This window comes from Pedobacter sp., assembly GCF_035566355.1.
Taxonomy (GTDB): domain Bacteria; phylum Bacteroidota; class Bacteroidia; order Sphingobacteriales; family Sphingobacteriaceae; genus Pedobacter.
The window spans coordinates 1-18,641 of the sequence record NZ_DATMRL010000571.1 but is presented as its reverse complement, the minus strand read 5'-3'; the positions used below and the strand labels follow the sequence as shown (position 1 = coordinate 18,641).

General features: G+C 41.8%; 13 protein-coding genes. All 13 read right to left on the bottom strand.

The features are described from left to right. Positions 1-36 precede the first annotated feature (36 nt). Positions 37-1,350 carry a DUF3472 domain-containing protein gene (locus VNZ46_RS22495; RefSeq protein ID WP_325562815.1) on the bottom strand — a complete coding sequence of 438 codons (1,314 nt, stop codon included), beginning with the start codon at positions 1,348-1,350 and terminating at the stop codon, positions 37-39. A gap of 22 nt (positions 1,351-1,372) precedes the next feature. After that, a complete protein-coding gene (locus tag VNZ46_RS22490; RefSeq protein ID WP_325562813.1) occupies positions 1,373-2,875 on the bottom strand; it encodes a RagB/SusD family nutrient uptake outer membrane protein in 1,503 nt (500 codons plus the stop codon). 15 nt (positions 2,876-2,890) lie between these two features. Beyond that, positions 2,891-6,076 carry a TonB-dependent receptor gene (locus tag VNZ46_RS22485; RefSeq protein WP_325562811.1) on the bottom strand — a complete coding sequence of 1,062 codons (3,186 nt, stop codon included), beginning with the start codon at positions 6,074-6,076 and terminating at the stop codon, positions 2,891-2,893. 182 nt (positions 6,077-6,258) lie between these two features. Beyond that, positions 6,259-7,365: a FecR family protein gene (locus VNZ46_RS22480; RefSeq protein ID WP_325562809.1), complete on the bottom strand. Its 1,107-nt coding sequence runs from the start codon at positions 7,363-7,365 to the stop codon at positions 6,259-6,261. 109 nt (positions 7,366-7,474) lie between these two features. After that, entirely contained in the window at positions 7,475-8,020 is a 546-nt protein-coding gene (locus tag VNZ46_RS22475; protein WP_325562807.1) for an RNA polymerase sigma factor, read from the bottom strand. 166 nt (positions 8,021-8,186) lie between these two features. Beyond that, positions 8,187-9,221, bottom strand: a complete 1,035-nt coding sequence (locus VNZ46_RS22470; RefSeq protein ID WP_325562805.1) for a DUF6268 family outer membrane beta-barrel protein — start codon at positions 9,219-9,221, stop codon at positions 8,187-8,189. 359 nt (positions 9,222-9,580) lie between these two features. Next, positions 9,581-10,996, bottom strand: coding sequence for an efflux transporter outer membrane subunit (locus VNZ46_RS22465; RefSeq protein WP_325562803.1), 1,416 nt, complete (start codon positions 10,994-10,996; stop codon positions 9,581-9,583). An 11-nt stretch (positions 10,997-11,007) separates the two neighbouring features. Beyond that, entirely contained in the window at positions 11,008-14,220 is a 3,213-nt protein-coding gene (locus VNZ46_RS22460; protein ID WP_325562801.1) for an efflux RND transporter permease subunit, read from the bottom strand. Between the two features lie 24 nt (positions 14,221-14,244). Then, positions 14,245-15,381 carry an efflux RND transporter periplasmic adaptor subunit gene (locus VNZ46_RS22455; protein ID WP_325562799.1) on the bottom strand — a complete coding sequence of 379 codons (1,137 nt, stop codon included), beginning with the start codon at positions 15,379-15,381 and terminating at the stop codon, positions 14,245-14,247. A 134-nt stretch (positions 15,382-15,515) separates the two neighbouring features. Then, on the bottom strand, positions 15,516-16,115 hold the full coding sequence (locus VNZ46_RS22450) for a TetR/AcrR family transcriptional regulator (RefSeq protein ID WP_199075289.1): 600 nt from the start codon (positions 16,113-16,115) through the stop codon (positions 15,516-15,518). Positions 16,116-16,239: 124 nt separating this feature from the next. Beyond that, positions 16,240-17,190 carry a helix-turn-helix transcriptional regulator gene (locus tag VNZ46_RS22445; RefSeq protein WP_325562797.1) on the bottom strand — a complete coding sequence of 317 codons (951 nt, stop codon included), beginning with the start codon at positions 17,188-17,190 and terminating at the stop codon, positions 16,240-16,242. Between the two features lie 29 nt (positions 17,191-17,219). Continuing rightward, the gene (locus VNZ46_RS22440; RefSeq protein WP_325562795.1) at positions 17,220-18,320 is read right to left on the bottom strand and encodes an efflux RND transporter periplasmic adaptor subunit; all 1,101 of its coding nucleotides are present in this window, start codon (positions 18,318-18,320) and stop codon (positions 17,220-17,222) included. A gap of 26 nt (positions 18,321-18,346) precedes the next feature. Next, positions 18,347-18,641 (bottom strand): efflux RND transporter permease subunit (locus tag VNZ46_RS22435; protein WP_325562793.1); only part of this gene is annotated, 295 nt, incomplete at its 5' end.

Genomic DNA, 18,641 nt, shown 5'->3' with positions numbered 1-18,641 from the left:
ACAATATAAAATTTTATAGATCTCATCTGATTTGCATTAGTTAAGTGGTAAAGTACTTAGGTTTACTGTAGGCTGCTGACCCGTAGGCGTTCTGCTCAAATTGGTATTGTCAGCTACAAAGTCATTGAAGAATGCACCGTTCTGTAAAAAGAACTGACCATTTTCAACACCTCCTTTAAAATCCATACGTTGTTCAGTAGCACCAGTTGGATCCGTTGTAAATTTAGCCGTACTGATCTCTGTCCAAACACCCGAAGTATTACGTACCCACATGTTGTTATACAGCGCTTTTCTTCCCATGTAACCGTTTTCGACGGCAAAATTTTCCAGGAATGAATTAATTCCCCCTACATAAGTTGAAGTGGACGGACGTTTAAATGTGGCCATAAATTTCCATGCGTTCAATTCAGGGGCAAAAAACCAGGAAGAATACAACGTATTCCCATTTCCATCTGGCTTAATCTGGGTTAAAAATTTATAGGTATTTCCGGTAATCCATTTATAAACCATATAAGACTGTCCTCCAGTTCCCTCACCACCAAAATTTCCATCAGTTACACCCGCACCCTTACTGGTCAGAACCGTTTTATCTCCATTATCGGCATCCCAAACTGAGAACAACATCCAGCGTTCTGTGGCAGATTTAACCTGCATACCAAAATAACCACCATTGAAACCGTTGGACATATAATAAGATCCGATATTATCCTGCCCCTGAGGAACAGTAACTTCATTATATAACCATTCAATATTCCCTGAAGGTGCTGTATAATTCAAATGCACAGAAGGCCCCCGGCGCGACCAGTAAAACTGATTATCTGTACTTACACTGGCATATTTCAATCCAGAGGTTGTTGCAGATCCACCGATCATAATATTGGAAACTTCCGCAAAAGTACTTCCTTCTTTACTAAGCCCCTGGAGGTCTACTTTTACATATCCCGCAGCAGCCACATCAATAGAGGCCACAGGATAAACAGCAGGTGTCGCTCCCTTCAGAGTAACATTAAAAGACTTTCCATCAACGGATACTTTAATCGTAGATGACCCGGTTATTACCGAAGCCTGGATAGCCAGGTTTAGTTTACCAGGTTGCCCCAATTTAAAATAGGTACTGATCACACTTCCCGCATTGTTCCATTTGTTCAAGCCACCGGCAACAATCTGTTCTGTGCCGCCATTTACAGGCTGAGTAATGAAAGCATTTCCCTCAAGTGGTACAGCAGTGCCGGTTTCTAAGACTACCGGCCATTCTTTATACGTATTCTCTGCGGTTTGCTGAGGCCCCTTCTTACAAGCATTTAAACAAAAAACGCTGCTGATCAGGAGCAATAAATATATTTTTCTCATAATTGATTACTTAAATAGGTGCTTAAGGATTCTGGGTCAGGTTCTTGTTGTTGTCAATCTCATATTGCGGAACAAAAAAGATCACCCGGGCATCCGTTGGCTGGATCGTTTGGGTAATAATGGTATTTGGCGTATTGTTTAAAGCATGGGTACCTGGATAATTCCTCACCATTGGTCTGTTGTTCCTGAACAGGTCATAAGCCCGCTGTCCTTCAAAAGCAAATTCCAGACGGCGTTCCTCCAATACCACATCCAAAGCCGATTTTCCAGCCCCTGCTATTCCAGCCAAAGTCAAAGCAGGTATCCCTGCGCGCGTACGAATCAGGTTTACATCATCCAAAGCCGCCTGTGCATTACCTAATTTAGCATTGGCCTCTGCCCGGTTCAGATACATTTCTGCAAAACGCAGGTATACAGGAGAACTTAAATTTACAACCCCTTCCTGAAGACTATATTTGGTGACATAATACATTGGAGCCGCAGGAGATAATTTAGGATTATACTGCAATACACCATTGATCTTATAAGGTGCAATAAAGCTGTGTCTAAGGTCAGCCGGATTTTTATCCAGCTCTGCAATATACTGCTGAGAAGCATAAATCTCGCCATAACCTGTACTACCCTGAGAACCAGGCGTACTTAAACTTCCAGGTGTTCCGCTGTAATACATAGAGCCAATCGCTCCAAAACCCTGGTCTTCCGTTTTCATGTAACGGACTGCAAAAATAGTTTCTGCATTGGCCTCCGGTGTCACCGTGAAATAGTTCTGATAATCACTGCCCTGCAGCAATTTATACCTTCCTGATGCAATCACGAGATTAGCATATTTTATCGTATTTGCATTATCTCCCATATTCAGATAAACCCTGGACAACAAGGCATAAGCCACCTCTTTCGAAGCAAAAATATCCGATTTGCTCACCGTCATTAGATCCGCAGCCTTCAGGAGATCTGCTAAAACAGCATCATAAACTTCTTTCACACTCTTCCTTGCCGGCGTATCATCCGTAACACCTTCTTTTAAGACAGGCACACCAGGATTTGCTCCATTTCCCTGTACGTAAGGACGTCCAAATACCCTGACCAGGTTGAATTCCATCATTGCCCTTAAAAATAGGTTCTCCCCTTTAAGCTGACGCAAATCTGCCGCAGATGCATCAGGAATAGCCGCAATGATCTTGTTGGCCGCAACAGTTACAAAATAGGCCTGTTTCCAGAAATTTGCACCATGCGTTCCGGTCGGAATATGCGTATAGCGATAACAACGGGAAAGATCATCTGAAGAAGGTTGTCCCTGAGCCACGTTATCACCCTGATATTCCGTCAGAAAATGTGCACTCCTGATATAGGTCGCATCTCTTAACACCGCATAAGTTCCAATAGTTGCAGTTTCTATATCCCCTGCATTGGTCAGTGCAGACTGATCATCAATAGCCGTAGAAGGCTTTACTTCCTTTTTACAGGCACTCATGGCCACAACCACAGTGGCCGAAAGCATAAATAGTTTTATATATTTTAATTTCATTGTGTCCTCCAATTTTTATAAACCGACGTTGATACCAAATAATATTTTTCTGCTGATGGGATATTTGAAGTTGCCCGCAGCATCACTAAAATCTACCTCAGGATCAACACCCGAGAATTTTGTACCCGTCCATAAATTATCTCCGCTCACAAATACCCTGGCATTTTTAATCTTTAACTTTGACAACCACTGCGTTGGTATATCATAACCTAGCGTCACATTCCGCAAACGGATATAACTTCCATCTTCAAGGTATCTGGAAGAACTCTGGTTAGAATCATGGTTACCGCCCAGAACAGGCTTGGGGTGCGTAGCGATATCGCCTACCTTTTCCCACCTGCTCCATCCGGATTTCAAGACCATAGCATTATAACTCTCATACAAACCATCACTGTCAAAAAGGGCACGGCTGGCATTATATACTTCATTACCATACACAAAATTGAAAAAGGCACTTAAAGAAACGCCTTTGTAAGAAAAGGTATTGGTAATACCGCCTGTAAATTTAGGAGAAGCAGAAGTACCTGTATATTGTCTGGTGGCCTGGCTGTAAGTATTGGTTAAGGCCGTATATTGTTTACCATCTGCATCCGTGATGATCTTTTCCCATAACGGATCTCCATTATTCGGATCTACACCTGCCCAGATCGGCATTTTCCAATCGTAAATATCATGTCCAATAGCTCCTGGTTTACTTGCATCGGGTGCTATTGCATCTTTACCCTCATTTAAGGCCAGGATCCGGTTTTGATTAAAGGCCATATTGTAACTGGTCTCCCACTTAAACTGGCCGGTCAGGTTTCTGGAATTAATACTGAATTCAATACCCCTGTTCTTCAGGGCACCTACGTTATCAAAATAATAACTATATCCGCTCGTACTTGGCAGCGGAATCTGGAACAATAAGGCATCTGATCTTTTATCATACACATCGACTGTAACATCAATCCGTTTAAAAAAACCAAAATCAACACCAATATTGGTGGTTTTCTGTTTCTCCCAGGTCAGGTTCGGATTGGCTCTTTGTAAGGGTTTTGCACCCGGCGTTCCACCATAACTTGCGGATGCATCTATGACATATAGTCCCAGTGAAGGATAGTCCCCAATTTCAGCATTACCTGTGGTACCATAACTTGCCCTTAATTTCAAGAAGTTCAGAGGGCCCATATTTTTAAGGAAGTCTTCATTCGATAAGATCCAGGAAGCGCCTAACTGATAGAAATTACCCCCGCTTTTGTCGCGGCCAAAACGTGAAGAATTTTCATGAACAAAGGAAGCAACTCCAAAATATTTGCCAGCATAGTTATATTCAGCTTGCGAAAGGTATTTACTAAAATTCACATCATTGTTTCCTCCTCCAGGATTATCAATAATGTCGGTAGCAGTAGACATCACCGGACGGCCCGGAGGCAGGTTTTTTCCGCTTAAGCTGGCATCATCAAAATGTGATTTTTCTGCTTCCCCAACGGCCAAAATGCTTAAATTATGTTGTCCAAAACTGTTTTCATATTTTAAGCGGTTTGAAGAAAGTAATCTGTTGGTATAAGAAGTATTATTATATAATTCTCCAGAATTTGCTCCTCCTTGTTTTGTTCTTTTATCATTATAGGTTACATAAAAGTCATTAAAGAAATTGGCCCGGTTATAGGACGCAAAACTCAGATGTTTAGTTATGGTATAATCCAGGTTCACATCCCCGTTTACATTTAAACTTCTTCCATTGGCAAAGTTATATTGGATAGATTGGAGAAAATTTTCCTTGTCTCTTCCCAACCAGTTTGGTGTTGTTCTTCCATCAGTCGGTGTTCCGTCTGCATTAAAAGCCGGATCAAAAGGCAAATTCAGATAAGCATCGCGCAGGGTACTGCTGGTCTGATAATTATCTTTGGTGTAAATGGTATTCAAGAGCACACTTAACTTTAAACGCTGGGTAAGTTGAGAGGAAAGATTCGCACGAAGACTATAAGCCTTTTTGTCGTTTTTTACCACTGTACCCTCTTCTTTATAATAATTACCGGAGATATAGAATTTAGATTTCTCCGTACCTCCCGAGGCAGAAAGCACATAATTCTGTGTTAAACCGGTCTGAGTAGCCAAGTCCCACCAATTGGTATTTGTATTCAGAACTGCGGGGTTGGGATTGGTAAAAGTTTTCTGATAGTCATACAACTGCTGGGTATTCATCAGCTTAAAATTCCCCATGTTCGGCTTATTAAAACCTACCGTAGAGCTGATGTCAATTTTTGTCTCCCCTGCTTTACCTGTCTTGGTAGTAATGATAATCACACCACTTCCTGCCCTGGAGCCATACAGACCAGTTGCAGCAGCATCTTTTAAAATGGTCACAGACTCAACATCTGCAGGGCTATAGGTCGCATTGGAGGCCCCATAGGCCCCCACAATATTTCCATCTACTACAACCAAAGGTGCCGTGCCTCCATTAATACTGCTCACGCCCCTAACCAAAACTTTCGGTGCTTCAGTTGGATCCCCGGATGCCGAAGACACTGTAACGCCTGGCGCCTTTCCCTGGATCATGCTCATCACATCATTCGAAGCCACCCCTTTCAACTGCTCTGCATTCAATACCGTTACAGAACTAGACAATTCACTCTGTTTTTTTGAAGAATAGCCTACAACAACCACCTCATTCAAATTACTGTTTTCCTCCTCCAGCTGCACATTAATCACCGTTCTTCCTGAAACTGGAACTTCTTTAGTGAAATAACCAACAGAACGGACCACCAAAACACCATCGTTAGGCACTCTAAGTGTAAAATTTCCCGCAGCATCTGAAGAAGTACCAACTCCCCTGTCCGACTTTAAACTAATCGTTGCCCCCGGCACCGGGCCAGCTTTATCCGTAATTTTTCCTTTTACAACGATATCGTTTACATTATCTGCTTGCGTAGAAAGCATCACCAGTCCTTTACTCGTAACGGTGTACTTCAACACCTCATTTGTGAATAATTTCTCCAGCACCACCTTCAGGTCTGCATCGGCAACATTCAGGTTTACCTTTCTGTCTGTATTCAGATAATTTGTACTGTATATAAAATGATATCGGCTTTGCTTCTCAATCATTTTCAAGATCTTATCAATCTTTTCGTTCTGCACTGTAATACTGATCTTTTCCTGGGAAAGTACCTTGGCAGAAACCTGCATACAGAGAAGTAAAACAATGGTAAAAGTTAACTTCATATACAAAATTAGTTTTAGAACGGGCCGGTTAAGTCCCCATTTGAGTAATAGTTTATTTGTCATATATTTGAAAATTGGTTTCACAGCCAAAAACAGAGGAGACCTGCCGCTCAAAAGTAGCCTCCTCTAAAATGTTAACTATCAATAATTACCGGTTTGGTGTTGGAGCACCGAACCGGTTTTTATTTTGAAAGCTGAACAGTATTTCCTTTGATCTTATAATTAAAATAGTTTACGGTTTGCATTGCTTTTAGTACTTCGTTTATCGGTTCATTTTTAAGGGTTGCGGTAAATTTATATTTTTTCACTTCGTCATCTTTGAAGGCCAGGGTAACCCCATATTCCCGTTCCAGTTTCTGCTGAAGCTCTATAAAGGTTTCGTTATTAATTTCCAGACCGTTATTCACCCAGGCGGTTTCTACCACAACATTTCTGTTGGTCAAATGCACATTACTCACCAAAACCTTAGGGATATCCTTTGCCAGTATCTTTTTAGCGGTAGCCAGCTGATCTTCCTCCACCGTAATCTTTTCACTTGGCTTCAAAATAAAATGACGGCGGCTTTTGTCGTTCAGGCTGGCCTGTATACTTCCCATAATCAACGAAGCCTCTGTACGGCGCTCATCCGGGTAAGCACTTACATTAAATTTGGTTCCAAGCACTTTAACATCCAATTTAGCCGTATGTACAATAAAAGGCACCGCAGGATTATGTTCCACCTCGAAAAAAGCTTCTCCAATAAGATCAACCTCGCGGGTATTTTTATTATAGCCTTTTCTTAAGCTGATCTTCGTATCCGCATTTAACGAAACGGTTGTTCCATCTTCAAACGTGATCTTCTTCCTCTGAGCCTTCTCTGTCCGAAAAATATTTTTACTTAGCTGCGTACCCTGCTCTGCATTTAACAAATTAGAAGGACTGGATCTCCTCCATACAAAAAAACCACCGATCAATACCATAAGCATCAAAAGAGCAGCCACCCTGTATATTTTAAACTGACCAGTACTGCTTACATAACTTTCACTGAGTTCGGGAACTGGCTGCTCTATAACATTAAGTCTGTTCTGTATCAGTTGCTTGAAGTTGGCAAGTTCTGTTTCAACGGGGCGCTTATTGCCGCTCAGCTGTTTATACATAACCATGGCTTCACTCAGTTCCTGTTCTTTTTCAGGATGTTCTATTGTATAATTTTGCCAAAATCTGACATGTTCTTCATCATTGCCGGCACAATAGCTCAGAAAGCTTTCATCAGTAAGAAAATCTACAGATGTATATTGGTTATAATCCATTGTTTTGCCTGTTTAATCTAATAGTGCAGCAATCCGGATTTTTTCCTAAGAAAATTTCAAAAAAAATAAAATTAATTTAACACAGCCTTTATCTTAACAAAACACAGCCTTATTTCATCTCCTTTTTTAAGATCTTCAAAGCATCATATATCGTATTATAAGCTGTTTTAACCGTAAGAGAAGTACGCTCTGCGATTTCAACATAAGAAAGGTCATCAAAGAATTTAAGTTGGACGAGTTCCTTCTGTTTAGGCGTTAATTTTTGAAGCGCGGTTTTCAATCTGGAGCGCAGGTGCTGCTCTGACTGGATATTCACAATAAACTCTTCGTAGGAAAGTTCATGTAATTCATCCTGTTGCGCGTGAATTGCCTTCTGCCGCAATTCATCATGATAATAATGTCTCGCGACTTTCCTTTTAACATAACTCAGCAAATAAGACTGAACATTCTCCACTTCCGGAAGTGTCTGGTGTTTGTCCCATACTTCCATAAAGATTTCATTCACCAAATCTCTCGATAAATCCATATCAGCAGAGTATTTGACCCCAAAATTCAGCAAATGAGTAAAAAGAAGTTCGTAAAGCCGGAAAAGGGAGCTAATATCCCCTTCCTTTATCCCCTTCCACTGCATTTTGCAATCTATTTTGCTTTCCATCTATAGCCAAATCTTGAAATGCGATCACTTAGTAACCATTATGCATATATACAGATTTTAATTTTCAGTAAAACATAATTCAGGGTTAAATTTCACTAAAAAGGCTGCGCAGCTACAGGACTTAGCTACTTGAAGAAAATAATACCGGAATTTCAAAAAGAAAAGGCTACAATGCTTTAAGAAATGGCAAAACAGAAATACTAAAATTCACATAAGGCGCAGCGTTAAGCTTATTCTCTATAAAATAGTCCTTACTCGGCGCACTTTTCTCAAATACCCGCGACTGTAATGGACTGATCAAGCCGCCACTAGCTCCCAAAACCACATACTTTGACAATCTGTACTCGTAAGATGGGCCAGTTTTAAGATCAAGCGTAGTGAAGATATTCTGCTGAGGCAGTGCAGGCACATTCAAATTCAAAAAAGCGAGCGTTCCGGTCATTTCAGTCCCAAAAGAAAGAAAAGATTTTTCAGACAATTGTTTCCTGATGTTGATTCTGGACGGCAGATCTACAAATAATTCCAAACTGTTATTGAATTTACGCCAGGCATTATAATATGGCAATATTGGCAAAGGAGCCGAAGGGTCAACAACAACGACCACACCAACAGACGAAGACCGGTCGGCCATTCTTTTAAGAGTCAGTGCAGCAAGTCCCATATAATTCATTCGGATATAAGAAAAATGTTCATTCGTAATGGCGAGAGCACTTACACTATAAACCACTGGTTTATCAAACAAAGTACTTGCCCTGGTTACCCCAAGCCTGAAATTGAAAGTGTTCTCTTTAAGAATCATTTTTGCACCTTGAACCATACTGGGCTGACCGTTGATATCGCTAAACGATAGTTTTTGCTGCACCAATCCCAGAGAAGAGGAAATAAGGTTTTTTCCGATCTCCGCTACAGGAATGTTTACGTAAGCCCTGATCCTTGAAATCTGAACTTTACTCTCCAGAACCCTGTTGCCATATAAATCAGACTTTAAATCCTGCTTGCCCCCAAACTCCGTAGAAATCCCTCCCTGACGCAACAGGGGATAACGCAAAGCAATTTCCCTCAAAGCCGCCATCTTTACAGAATCTGTAAGTTTTGATGAAACATCTGTCTCCTTTCCTTTTTTTACAGGTTCCTGTCCATAAACCAGCATTACAGACATCCAACCACTCACAAAAAATATTAGAACTTGTTTTAACCGCATAAATATCGCTATATCATAATAGGATTTAAAGATGCATGTCAACACACAGGAAGAAAAGTAAAAAAAGTCCGAACCGGACAAAACCACCAGCGAAACGAACACAAAGAGAAAGGCCACCCAACCGGATGACCTCCCAAAAAATGCTTTGAATAAAATGATCTGGCCTCTTCAAAAAGAAAGGCCACCCAATCGGATGACCCCCAAAAAAATGTTTTGAATAAAATGACCTGGCGTCTCCAAAAAGAAAGGCCGCCCAACCGGATGACCTCCCAAAAAATGTTTTTGAATAAAATGACCTAGCGTCTTCGAGCTTCTTCAGCGAGAATATGCAGTCATTTTATTCAAAAACATTTTCCCCTCTAATTCCAGCCCCCGCCCAGCGAACGGTACAGCTCAACCATAGAATTCAATCTCGCTGCCTTAAGCGTCGCCATATCCAGCTCACTTTGCAACAAATTTCCCTGCGCAGTAATTACCTCAAGGTAATTAGCCATCCCATTTCTAAACAACAGGTTTGCATTCTTTACCGCTTTCTGCAAAGTCTGCACCCGGCTGCTGGCTATCGTATATTGCTGTTTCAGTTTTTCCTGTTTGATCAGTTCATCAGATACCTCACCAACCGCATTCAATACCGACTGTCTGAACTGCAGCACCGCTTTCTCCCGCTCTACCTTGGCCACCTCAAACTGGGTCTTCAATTCTTTACGCTGAAAGATTGGCTGCGTAATACCACCGGTAACCAAACCAAATAAAGAAGCCGGCACATTAAACCAATTGCTCGCTTTAAAAGAATTCAGGCCACCACTGGCCGTAATGCTCAGAGAAGGATACATACTGGCTTTAGTTACGCCAACTTTCGCATTTGCTATCGCCAAAGCCAGTTCCGATGTTTTCACATCAGGCCTGCGGCTCACCATATCCGAAGGTATACCTGCAGATAAAGACTCAGGCACCACCATCTGGTCTAAACTGGCCTGACGCTCCACAGCTGAAGGTAGCTGACCGGTTAAAATACGTAATGCATTTTCCTGCACGCCTACGCTTTGTTCCAGTTGCGGAACCAGCTGCGCCGCTACTGTCTGTTGCGCTTCTGCCTGCTGAATGGCCAGAGAAGTCACCTGACCGGCATCAAACTGCATATGTATGATCCGAAGCGTACTGTCATTTAAAGCCAGGTTCTTTTTAGCAACTTGCAATTGCGCATCCATCATGAGCAAATTATAATAACCCTGAGCTACATTAGCAACCAAACGGGTTTGTACGGCCTTTTTAGCCTCCCTGCTTTGCAGATAGGTTGCAAAAGCACCTTGCTTCTGGCTCCTGATCTTCCCCCAGATATCCGCTTCCCAGCTTAATCCCAGATTGGCATTGTAATCTTCAATATGGCTGGTTCCTAAAAACTGGCTGGTACTTAAACCATTCAGACTATTGTCTGAAGGCCGGTTGGAACTTCCGGTAATTTGCAAATTAAGCGAGGGGATATTGCCCAGTTTCGACTGTTTAAACAGCAATTCTGAGGCTTCAATATTCTTCACAGCAATCTGCAGGTCGTAGTTCCGTAGCAAAGCAGTATCAATCAATTTACGCAGCTCTGCTTCTGCAATAAACTGTTTCAAAGGAACAGCACCAATACTGGAAGTATCTGCCGTTAAAGCAGCCCCCCTGAAAGCCTCAGGGGTAGCTGATTTGGGTGCCGGGATATCCTTTGATACTTTACAGGCGCTTAAAAAGACGACCAGTAATAAAAAAGCATATGGATTTATATATCGTTTCATTTTTCTAATTGTTAATTATTATGCAGTTCCAGCTTTTCAGTTTTCCTGGCTGTTTCATTTTCATCCTGGTCCTCACGGTTCAAAACCGCTACTGGCAAGCCAGTAAACCGCTCCTGCAAATGCTGGAAGATCACAAACAATACCGGGATAATGAATAATCCTAACACAACACCTGACACCATACCACCGGCAGCTCCTATACTGATGGAGTGGTTACCTTGTGCTGAAGGACCTGTTGCAATACTCATTGGGAATAAACCGAACACAAAAGCCAGTGATGTCATAATGATCGGTCTTATCCTTAATCTTGCTGCTTCTATAGCCGCTTCCACCAAACCTAGTCCGGCCTTACGTCTTTGGACGGCAAACTCCACAATAAGTATGGCGTTTTTGGCCAAGAGTCCAATAAGCATAATCAGTGCTACCTGTACATAAATGTTATTTTCGATACCAGTTAAACCCAATACCACAAACACGCCAAATACACCTGTTGGGATGGAAAGTATGACCGCCAAAGGCAGGATATAACTTTCGTATTGCGCTGATAACAAGAAATATACAAACACCAGACAAAGCAAAAATATCACAGTTGATTGTCCTCCTGAAGAAATTTCCTCACGTGTTTGCCCGGAGAATTCATAAGCAAACCCAGTTGGCAATTGTTCCTTCGCCGTTTCCTGTATAGCCTTAATTGCATCACCAGAGCTGTAACCTGGTTTAGGAATAGCGTTTACCTCGATAGAGTTAAACAGGTTATAACGCGAAGCCGTTTCTGAACCATAAACACGGGTTAATTTAACAAGCGTATTGATAGGCACGCTTTCTCCCGCTTTGTTTTTCACAAACACACGATCAATACTTGCAGGATCGGTTCTGTCGGCAATATCAGCCTGAACCACCACACGATAGTATTTACCAAAACGGTTAAAGTCTGATGCCTGTGCAGTACCAAAATAGGTCTGCATAGTTTGTAAAATGTCTTTAACACTTACACCCAACTGATCAGCTTTTTGGTCATCAACATCCAATTGTAACTGAGGATAGTCTGCTTTATAAGAAGTAAAAGCATAAGCAATTGCCGGTTTAGCCATTAATTTTGCAATAAAGTTATTAGCTACACCACTAAATTTATCCAGCCTGCCATTAGTTTTATCCTGTAAGGTCACATTCATGGCCTCCACGTTACTAAATCCTGGAACGGTTGGAAAACTGAACACAAAGAAAGTACCGGCAGATATGGCCGCCATTTTAGCCCTTACTATATTTTGTATTTCATCGATATTTTTTACCGCCCCTCTTTGGTCATTTGGTTTTAACAATAAAAAGATCTGACCAGCCGACGGGCTGTTTGATGCCGTTAAAAAGTTATAACCTGCCAGCGACATCACAAATCTTGCTGATGGCATAGCGCGCAACTCCTTTTCAGCCTGTTTTAATATTTTGTTGGTATTGCTTAGTGAAGTTCCTGACGGACTTGCAACAGCAATAGCCACAAAACCCTGATCCTCTGTAGGAATAAAACCTGTTTTTGTTCTGCTGACCAGGAAAACGGTTACAGCAACTATTAATGCAAGTCCGGCCATGCTAATCCATTTATTACGGATAAGGGTTTTCAAGCCACCAATATATCTCTTGGTCATGTAATTAAACCCACCATTAAAGCCTGCATAAAACTTCTCAACAAAACCTTTCTTAGTCACCTGGTGACCATCTGCTGCATGTTTATTCTTTAAAAATAAGGCAGCCAGGGCAGGGCTTAAAGTTAAGGCGTTAACAGCTGATATAATGATGGCTATAGCCATTGTCAATGCAAACTGTTTGTAAAATATACCTGTTGAGCCAGTCATAAAACTAACCGGTAAAAATACCGCCGCCATAACCAGTGTAATAGATATAATTGCCCCGGTAATTTCATGCATGGCCTGGTTAGTTGCCGCTTTGGGAGTAAGCGTGGGATCATCTTCCATTTTGGCATGCACCGCCTCCACCACCACAATCGCATCATCCACCACAATACCAATGGCCAGTACAAGGGCAAACAGCGTTAAAAGATTGACAGAGAATCCAAAGAGATTCATGAAAAAGAAAGTACCAATAATAGCAACCGGAACTGCTATAGCCGGGATCAGGGTAGATCTGAAATCCTGAAGGAATATAAATACTACAATAAATACCAGTATAAAGGCTTCCACTAAGGTATGCTCAACCTGGTTGATGGATTCATCAAGATCGGTTTTAGTACGATAAAACTGATTGTATTTAATTCCCTTAGGAAAATCCTTTGAAAGTTTTTCCATTAGTTTATCAAGGGAAATCTGGATTTCATTGGCATTTGACCCTGATAATTGTATAATACCAATCGTAATTCCATCGTGTCCGTTCAGGCGGTTTACACTACTATAACTATAAGCGCCGAGTTCAACACGTGCAACATCTTTTAAACGTAATATAGAACCATCTGAATTTGAACGGATAGCAATATTCTGATATTCCTCCGGTTTCGTAAGCTTGCCTTTATATTTAATTACGTATTCGAATGCTTCGTTACTTCGTTCTCCAACCCTGCCTGGTGCCGCCTCCAGGTTTTTGTCCTGAATAGCACTGATGACTTCATTAGGGGTAATTTTGTAGGTTGCCAATTGACTTGGATTTAACCAAATACGCATTGAATAATCTTTAATACCACCAAATACACTGGCAGAACCTACACCAGAGATACGTTTGATTTCGGGAATTATATTGATCTGAGCATAGTTATTTACAAAAACTGCATCGTATTTTTTTGGATCCTCTGAGTAAATACCTATCGCACCAATAAAGCTATTTTGCTGTTTAGTAGTTGTTATACCATATTGTACAACCTCTGCAGGCAATTGGCTCGTTGCTTGTGAAACACGGTTTTGCACGTTAACAGCGGCCTGATCAGGATTCGTACCTTGTTTAAAATAAACCGTGATACCCAATGTACCATCATTACTGGCAGTAGAGGTCATGTATGTCATGTCCTCCACACCATTAATTGCCTCTTCCAATGATGGAGTCACCGAACGTAAAATCGTTTCGGCATTAGCACCCGGGTACACAGCTGTTACCAATACCGACGGAGGTGCGATATTAGGAAAGCGCTCTAAGGGCAGCTTTGTTAAGGCAAGTATACCAACGATCACCAATAATATGGAGATCACTGTTGAAAGTACCGGCCTTTCTATAAATTTTTGAAACATGACTTTTAAACTTTAAGTTTTATATTAATTTTTTGTTCTTACAACAGCTACTTTATCTGCTGCCTTTTGAGGCTGGATAACCATGCCTTCCTGTAATTTATCAATGCCGCTTAACACAATCTGGTCGCCAGCTTTTACGCCGTCTTTAACCAAATAATTTTCGCCAGCTTTACCAACAATAGTAATCGCTTGTTTTTTCACCTTACTGCTGTCACCCACAGTAAATACAAATACTTTATCCTGCATATCAATAGTAGCCGACTGTGGAATGACCAACGCATCATTGTGTTGCAGGCTCAGACGGATCTTTCCAGTGTTACCAGATCTGATCAGACCTTCCGGATTTGGAAAACTCGCTCTGACAGTAATGGCACCGGTATTCTTGTCAAACTGACCGTCAATCACATCGATCTTACCAGGTTTGGCATATTCGGTATTGTCGGCAAGCAGTAAAGTAACCGCAGGCAATTGTTTCAGTTTATCTTTCAGTGTCTGGCCAGGATATTGCTGCTTAAAGTTCACAAAATCCTTTTCACCCAAGGAAAAATACACGTGCACATCATGTACATCAGACAATTGAGTTAAAGCTTCCACATCTGTCGGACCAACCAGACTACCACGTTTTTTCAGCAGTCTTCCAATATAACCGCTTACAGGAGCTTTAATTAAGGTATAGCCCAGATTAATAGAAGCGGTAGAAACATTGGCTTTAGCCTGCTCCACATTCGCTTTTGCAGCCAGTGCAGTTGCTTTAGCAGATTTTAACTGAAATTCAGAGATCACTTTGTTTTGCACCAGCGGCGTTAAACGCTCTACCTCCAGCTGGGCATTAATCACCGCCGCTTCTGCAGAATGCTGGGCTGCAAGCGCGTTGTTTAAAGCTGCACGGAAAGGCAGTTCATTGATTTTAAAGATGGACTGACCGGCAGTTACAAAAGCACCTTCATCCACAAATACTTTATCCAGTGTACCGCTCACCTGAGGGCGAACTTCAACATTTACCGTACCTTCAATGGAGGCAGGATATTCCTGGAAGGTTGTTTCCGTTCCGGAAACAACAGCGGCCACAGGTAAGGCAGGCGGTGGTGGTGCAGCCACCTGAGGATTCTTACTTGAACAAGCCATTAAAAATAAAACAGAGAGTAGTAGTATTGGTTTCATAACGTTATTAGACGATTTAACAGTGTTAGATAATAGGGCGGAGATGGGGGGATATTTCATGATATTTATTATTATGTAGATTTATAACGGATATAAGTGATTTAACAGCGTTAGATGACCAGGTAAAAAAAGGACTAATCGTTTATGAACCGGATAATGCCTTTCAGGGCATCTCTCAGAATATGCTGGTTCATCTCTTCATTTGTTCCTTTCTGAACCAGGTTGATCGAGATCAGGCCATGCACGATAGACCAGAACGTATAATATTTTCTGCAAATCAGATCTTCATCAGGTTCTACCTTCGTAATGAGTTGTCTGATCACATCACCATACATCCGGCTTACCCGTTCTGCTTCCGGCAATGCTTTTTTAACCTCACAGCAAATCATTTCCACACCATACATAATCTGGTAAAACTCCTTGTGTTCAAAAGCGAAATCCCAGTAAGCGATCCACATTGCTTCCATTTGATCGGCTGGATGTTCATACGCATTTCTGGCCGCTTCCACTTTTGCACCCAACAGAATATAACCTCTGCTGGTCAGCTCTAAAAGAATGCCTTCTTTGTTTGCAAAATATTCATAAATGATTGGCGCAGTGTACTCAATAGCATCCGCAATTTTGCGCATACTCAAAGCCTGCCACCCTTCTTCCTGGGCAATCTGAAGCGCAGCATCCAGGATGTTATTCCTGGTCTCTTCTTTTAAACGCTGGATTCTTTCTTTGCTTCCCATGATTAAATTTATTGAGGTGTAAATAATTTAACACCGTTAAGCAAATGTAGATACTTCTTAAATAAGAATCTATCATTCATTTGTCAAAATGAGATGACAAGGCTTTAAATGCTTTTAAACACGCTTATTCTGTCAAAACTTGTCTAAAAGATTTAGGCGTCCCCTGCATTTGACGTCTAAAAAAAATATTAAAATTAGCAGGATATTCAAATCCCAGACAATAGGCAATCTGCGCAACATTCCATTCCGTGTGTTTCAACAGGGCCACAGCTTCGTTCGCTATTCTTTTAGAAATATGTTCAGAAGTTGTTTTTCCGGTCACCTCCTTAACTGCATGGTTCAGGTGGTTTACGTGAACCGCCAGTTTAGCCGCAAAATCATGCGCCGTTTTTAGCTCCAGGATATGATCCGTAGAGCCGATCGGAAATTGTCTTTCCAGCAGTTCCATAAAGAGCGAAGCCAGACGTACCGAAGCATTGCTGTGTTTAATATCTGTAGATGCAGGCTGTACTTTGATTGCCTCATGAACAATCAGGTTCACATAGTTGCGGATCAGGTCATATTTATGCACATATTCCCCGTTCATCTCCTCCATGATCTTTAAAAAGAGTTCCATAAATATCCCCTCCTGATGTTCATCTATCCGGATCAGCGGACAGCCATGAATTCTCCACAACAGGGACTCTTTCAGACTCTCGTTCTTTTTACGCATAAAATTTTCCGTAAAAAGACAAAAGTATCCACCCTGTGTTTCAGAGGTTCCCTCCCAGGAATAGGGTATATTTGGGTTTGTAAACAAAAGCGCGCGTCCTTTCACCTCGATACGTTCATTTGGAAAATGAAGTATACCACAACCAATGATCAGAGAGATCTTGTAAAAATCTCTCCGGTTATAAGGTGATGGATTGGCAGAGCAATAAACCGACCTTTTAAATACATTAAAATGGCCAATATCGTTCACCATTCCCAAACTTGGGACCACAACTTCAGGCCGGTTAATTTTAAGCCTGTCGTAAAAATCCTGCAGCGTTTCGCTTTTTAATACATTATAAAATTCCTGGTTTCTGGCCGGCATATGACGATGATAAAAAAACTAATATAAAGTTAAGACTTTATTACAGTTCCGTCACGCATTTCTTCACTCGGTTCTGTCACAAATTCATCACCGGCATTCAAATTTCCAAAAACCTCTATCCTGTTATCAGTTTCACGGCCTTTCTTAACAGCTACTTTTTCCGTTTTGCCGTTCACTACTTTGATCACAAAGAGCCCCTCACTCGTATCGAGTAATGCTTTTTTAGGAACGGTGAAGGTACTCGCATTGGCCGGGAGCGGGATACTGACCTCTGCCACCATACCTGGCAACAGTTTTTTATCGTTGTTCAGCACATCCATTTCTACCTTTTCAGAACGCAAACGCAGATCCAGTGCTCCTGCCAAACGCTTCACATCAGCTGTAAAAGTCTGGCTTGGAAGAGATTTAACCGTAAAAGTAACCTGGTGCCCGTCTTTAAGATAGCCTGTATATACCTCCGGAATAGAAATGGCCAAACGAAGTTTCTTTTGCTCCTGCAAAGTAAACAACGGGAATTCCGATCCTTTTCCTGAAGGACCGACATAAGCCCCCAAGTTCACATTTCTTGCCGTGATGATCCCGCTAAACGGCGCACGGATCTCCAGGTAGTTCTGAATTGCACCTACTTCTTTTAAAGCTGCTTTCGCCGCTTCAAACTGCGCATAATCTGAGTTCTTTCTCGCCATGGCCTGATCCAGATCATTCTTGGAAATGGTACCCGGTGTTTTACTGGTTTCAAACAAGCGGTCATAATTCGCCTTACTGGCTGTATAAACTGCTTCCTGAGCCTTAAGTTTAGATTGCGCAGCTGCAATCTGCGAAGTCATTTCTGGTGCTTCCAGTGTCATGAGCAGTTGTCCCTGGGTAACCTGCGAGCCGATATCTGCTTTTAATGTTTTTACAAAACTGCTCACTTTGGCATACAGGTCTACCTGTTGGTAAGCCGTCAGTTCGCCTGGCAGACGAAGTGCTGTAGACAATTTCTCTTTTTCCAGTTTAAAAGTAGCCACAGGAGCTGCTTTCTCTGTTTTTACCTCTTCTTTCTTCGCTGAAGCTGTACAGCCATGCAATATTGTAACCAGGGCCAAGCCGCCTGCAACCAATGTACCCTGAAATATCTTTGTTTTCATTTCTATCAAATTTAAATATCTTACCATTAATCTGCTAAACCTTTAATGTAATGCTTGCTTTCTTCATCTTCCGGATCCAGTGAAATGGACTGCGTAGATACTTTACCCTGTACCCAGGCAAATACCAGAGGCAGGATCACCAGAACAGCAAAAGTAGAAGCGACCAAGCCGCCAATTACTGCTCTTCCCAGCGGAGACACCTGATCCCCACCCTCTCCATGTCCTATCGCCATTGGAAGCATACCCGCCACCATGGCCACACTGGTCATGATGATCGGCCTCAGCCTTAAAGCAGCTGCTTCTTTTGCCGATTCCAGCGCA

Excerpts from the sequence above, each read along its gene's own strand:
- VNZ46_RS22455 (WP_325562799.1), bottom strand. The coding sequence starts at position 15,381 with ATGAAACCAATACTACTACTCTCTGTTTTATTTTTAATGGCTTGTTCA.
- VNZ46_RS22470 (WP_325562805.1), bottom strand. The coding sequence starts at position 9,221 with ATGCGGTTAAAACAAGTTCTAATATTTTTTGTGAGTGGTTGGATGTCT.
- VNZ46_RS22440 (WP_325562795.1), bottom strand. The coding sequence starts at position 18,320 with ATGAAAACAAAGATATTTCAGGGTACATTGGTTGCAGGCGGCTTGGCC.
- VNZ46_RS22485 (WP_325562811.1), bottom strand. The coding sequence starts at position 6,076 with ATGAAGTTAACTTTTACCATTGTTTTACTTCTCTGTATGCAGGTTTCT.
- VNZ46_RS22475 (WP_325562807.1), bottom strand. The coding sequence starts at position 8,020 with ATGGAAAGCAAAATAGATTGCAAAATGCAGTGGAAGGGGATAAAGGAA.
- VNZ46_RS22480 (WP_325562809.1), bottom strand. The coding sequence starts at position 7,365 with ATGGATTATAACCAATATACATCTGTAGATTTTCTTACTGATGAAAGC.
- VNZ46_RS22465 (WP_325562803.1), bottom strand. The coding sequence starts at position 10,996 with ATGAAACGATATATAAATCCATATGCTTTTTTATTACTGGTCGTCTTT.
- VNZ46_RS22445 (WP_325562797.1), bottom strand. The coding sequence starts at position 17,190 with ATGCCGGCCAGAAACCAGGAATTTTATAATGTATTAAAAAGCGAAACG.
- VNZ46_RS22450 (WP_199075289.1), bottom strand. The coding sequence starts at position 16,115 with ATGGGAAGCAAAGAAAGAATCCAGCGTTTAAAAGAAGAGACCAGGAAT.
- VNZ46_RS22495 (WP_325562815.1), bottom strand. The coding sequence starts at position 1,350 with ATGAGAAAAATATATTTATTGCTCCTGATCAGCAGCGTTTTTTGTTTA.
- VNZ46_RS22460 (WP_325562801.1), bottom strand. The coding sequence starts at position 14,220 with ATGTTTCAAAAATTTATAGAAAGGCCGGTACTTTCAACAGTGATCTCC.
- VNZ46_RS22490 (WP_325562813.1), bottom strand. The coding sequence starts at position 2,875 with ATGAAATTAAAATATATAAAACTATTTATGCTTTCGGCCACTGTGGTT.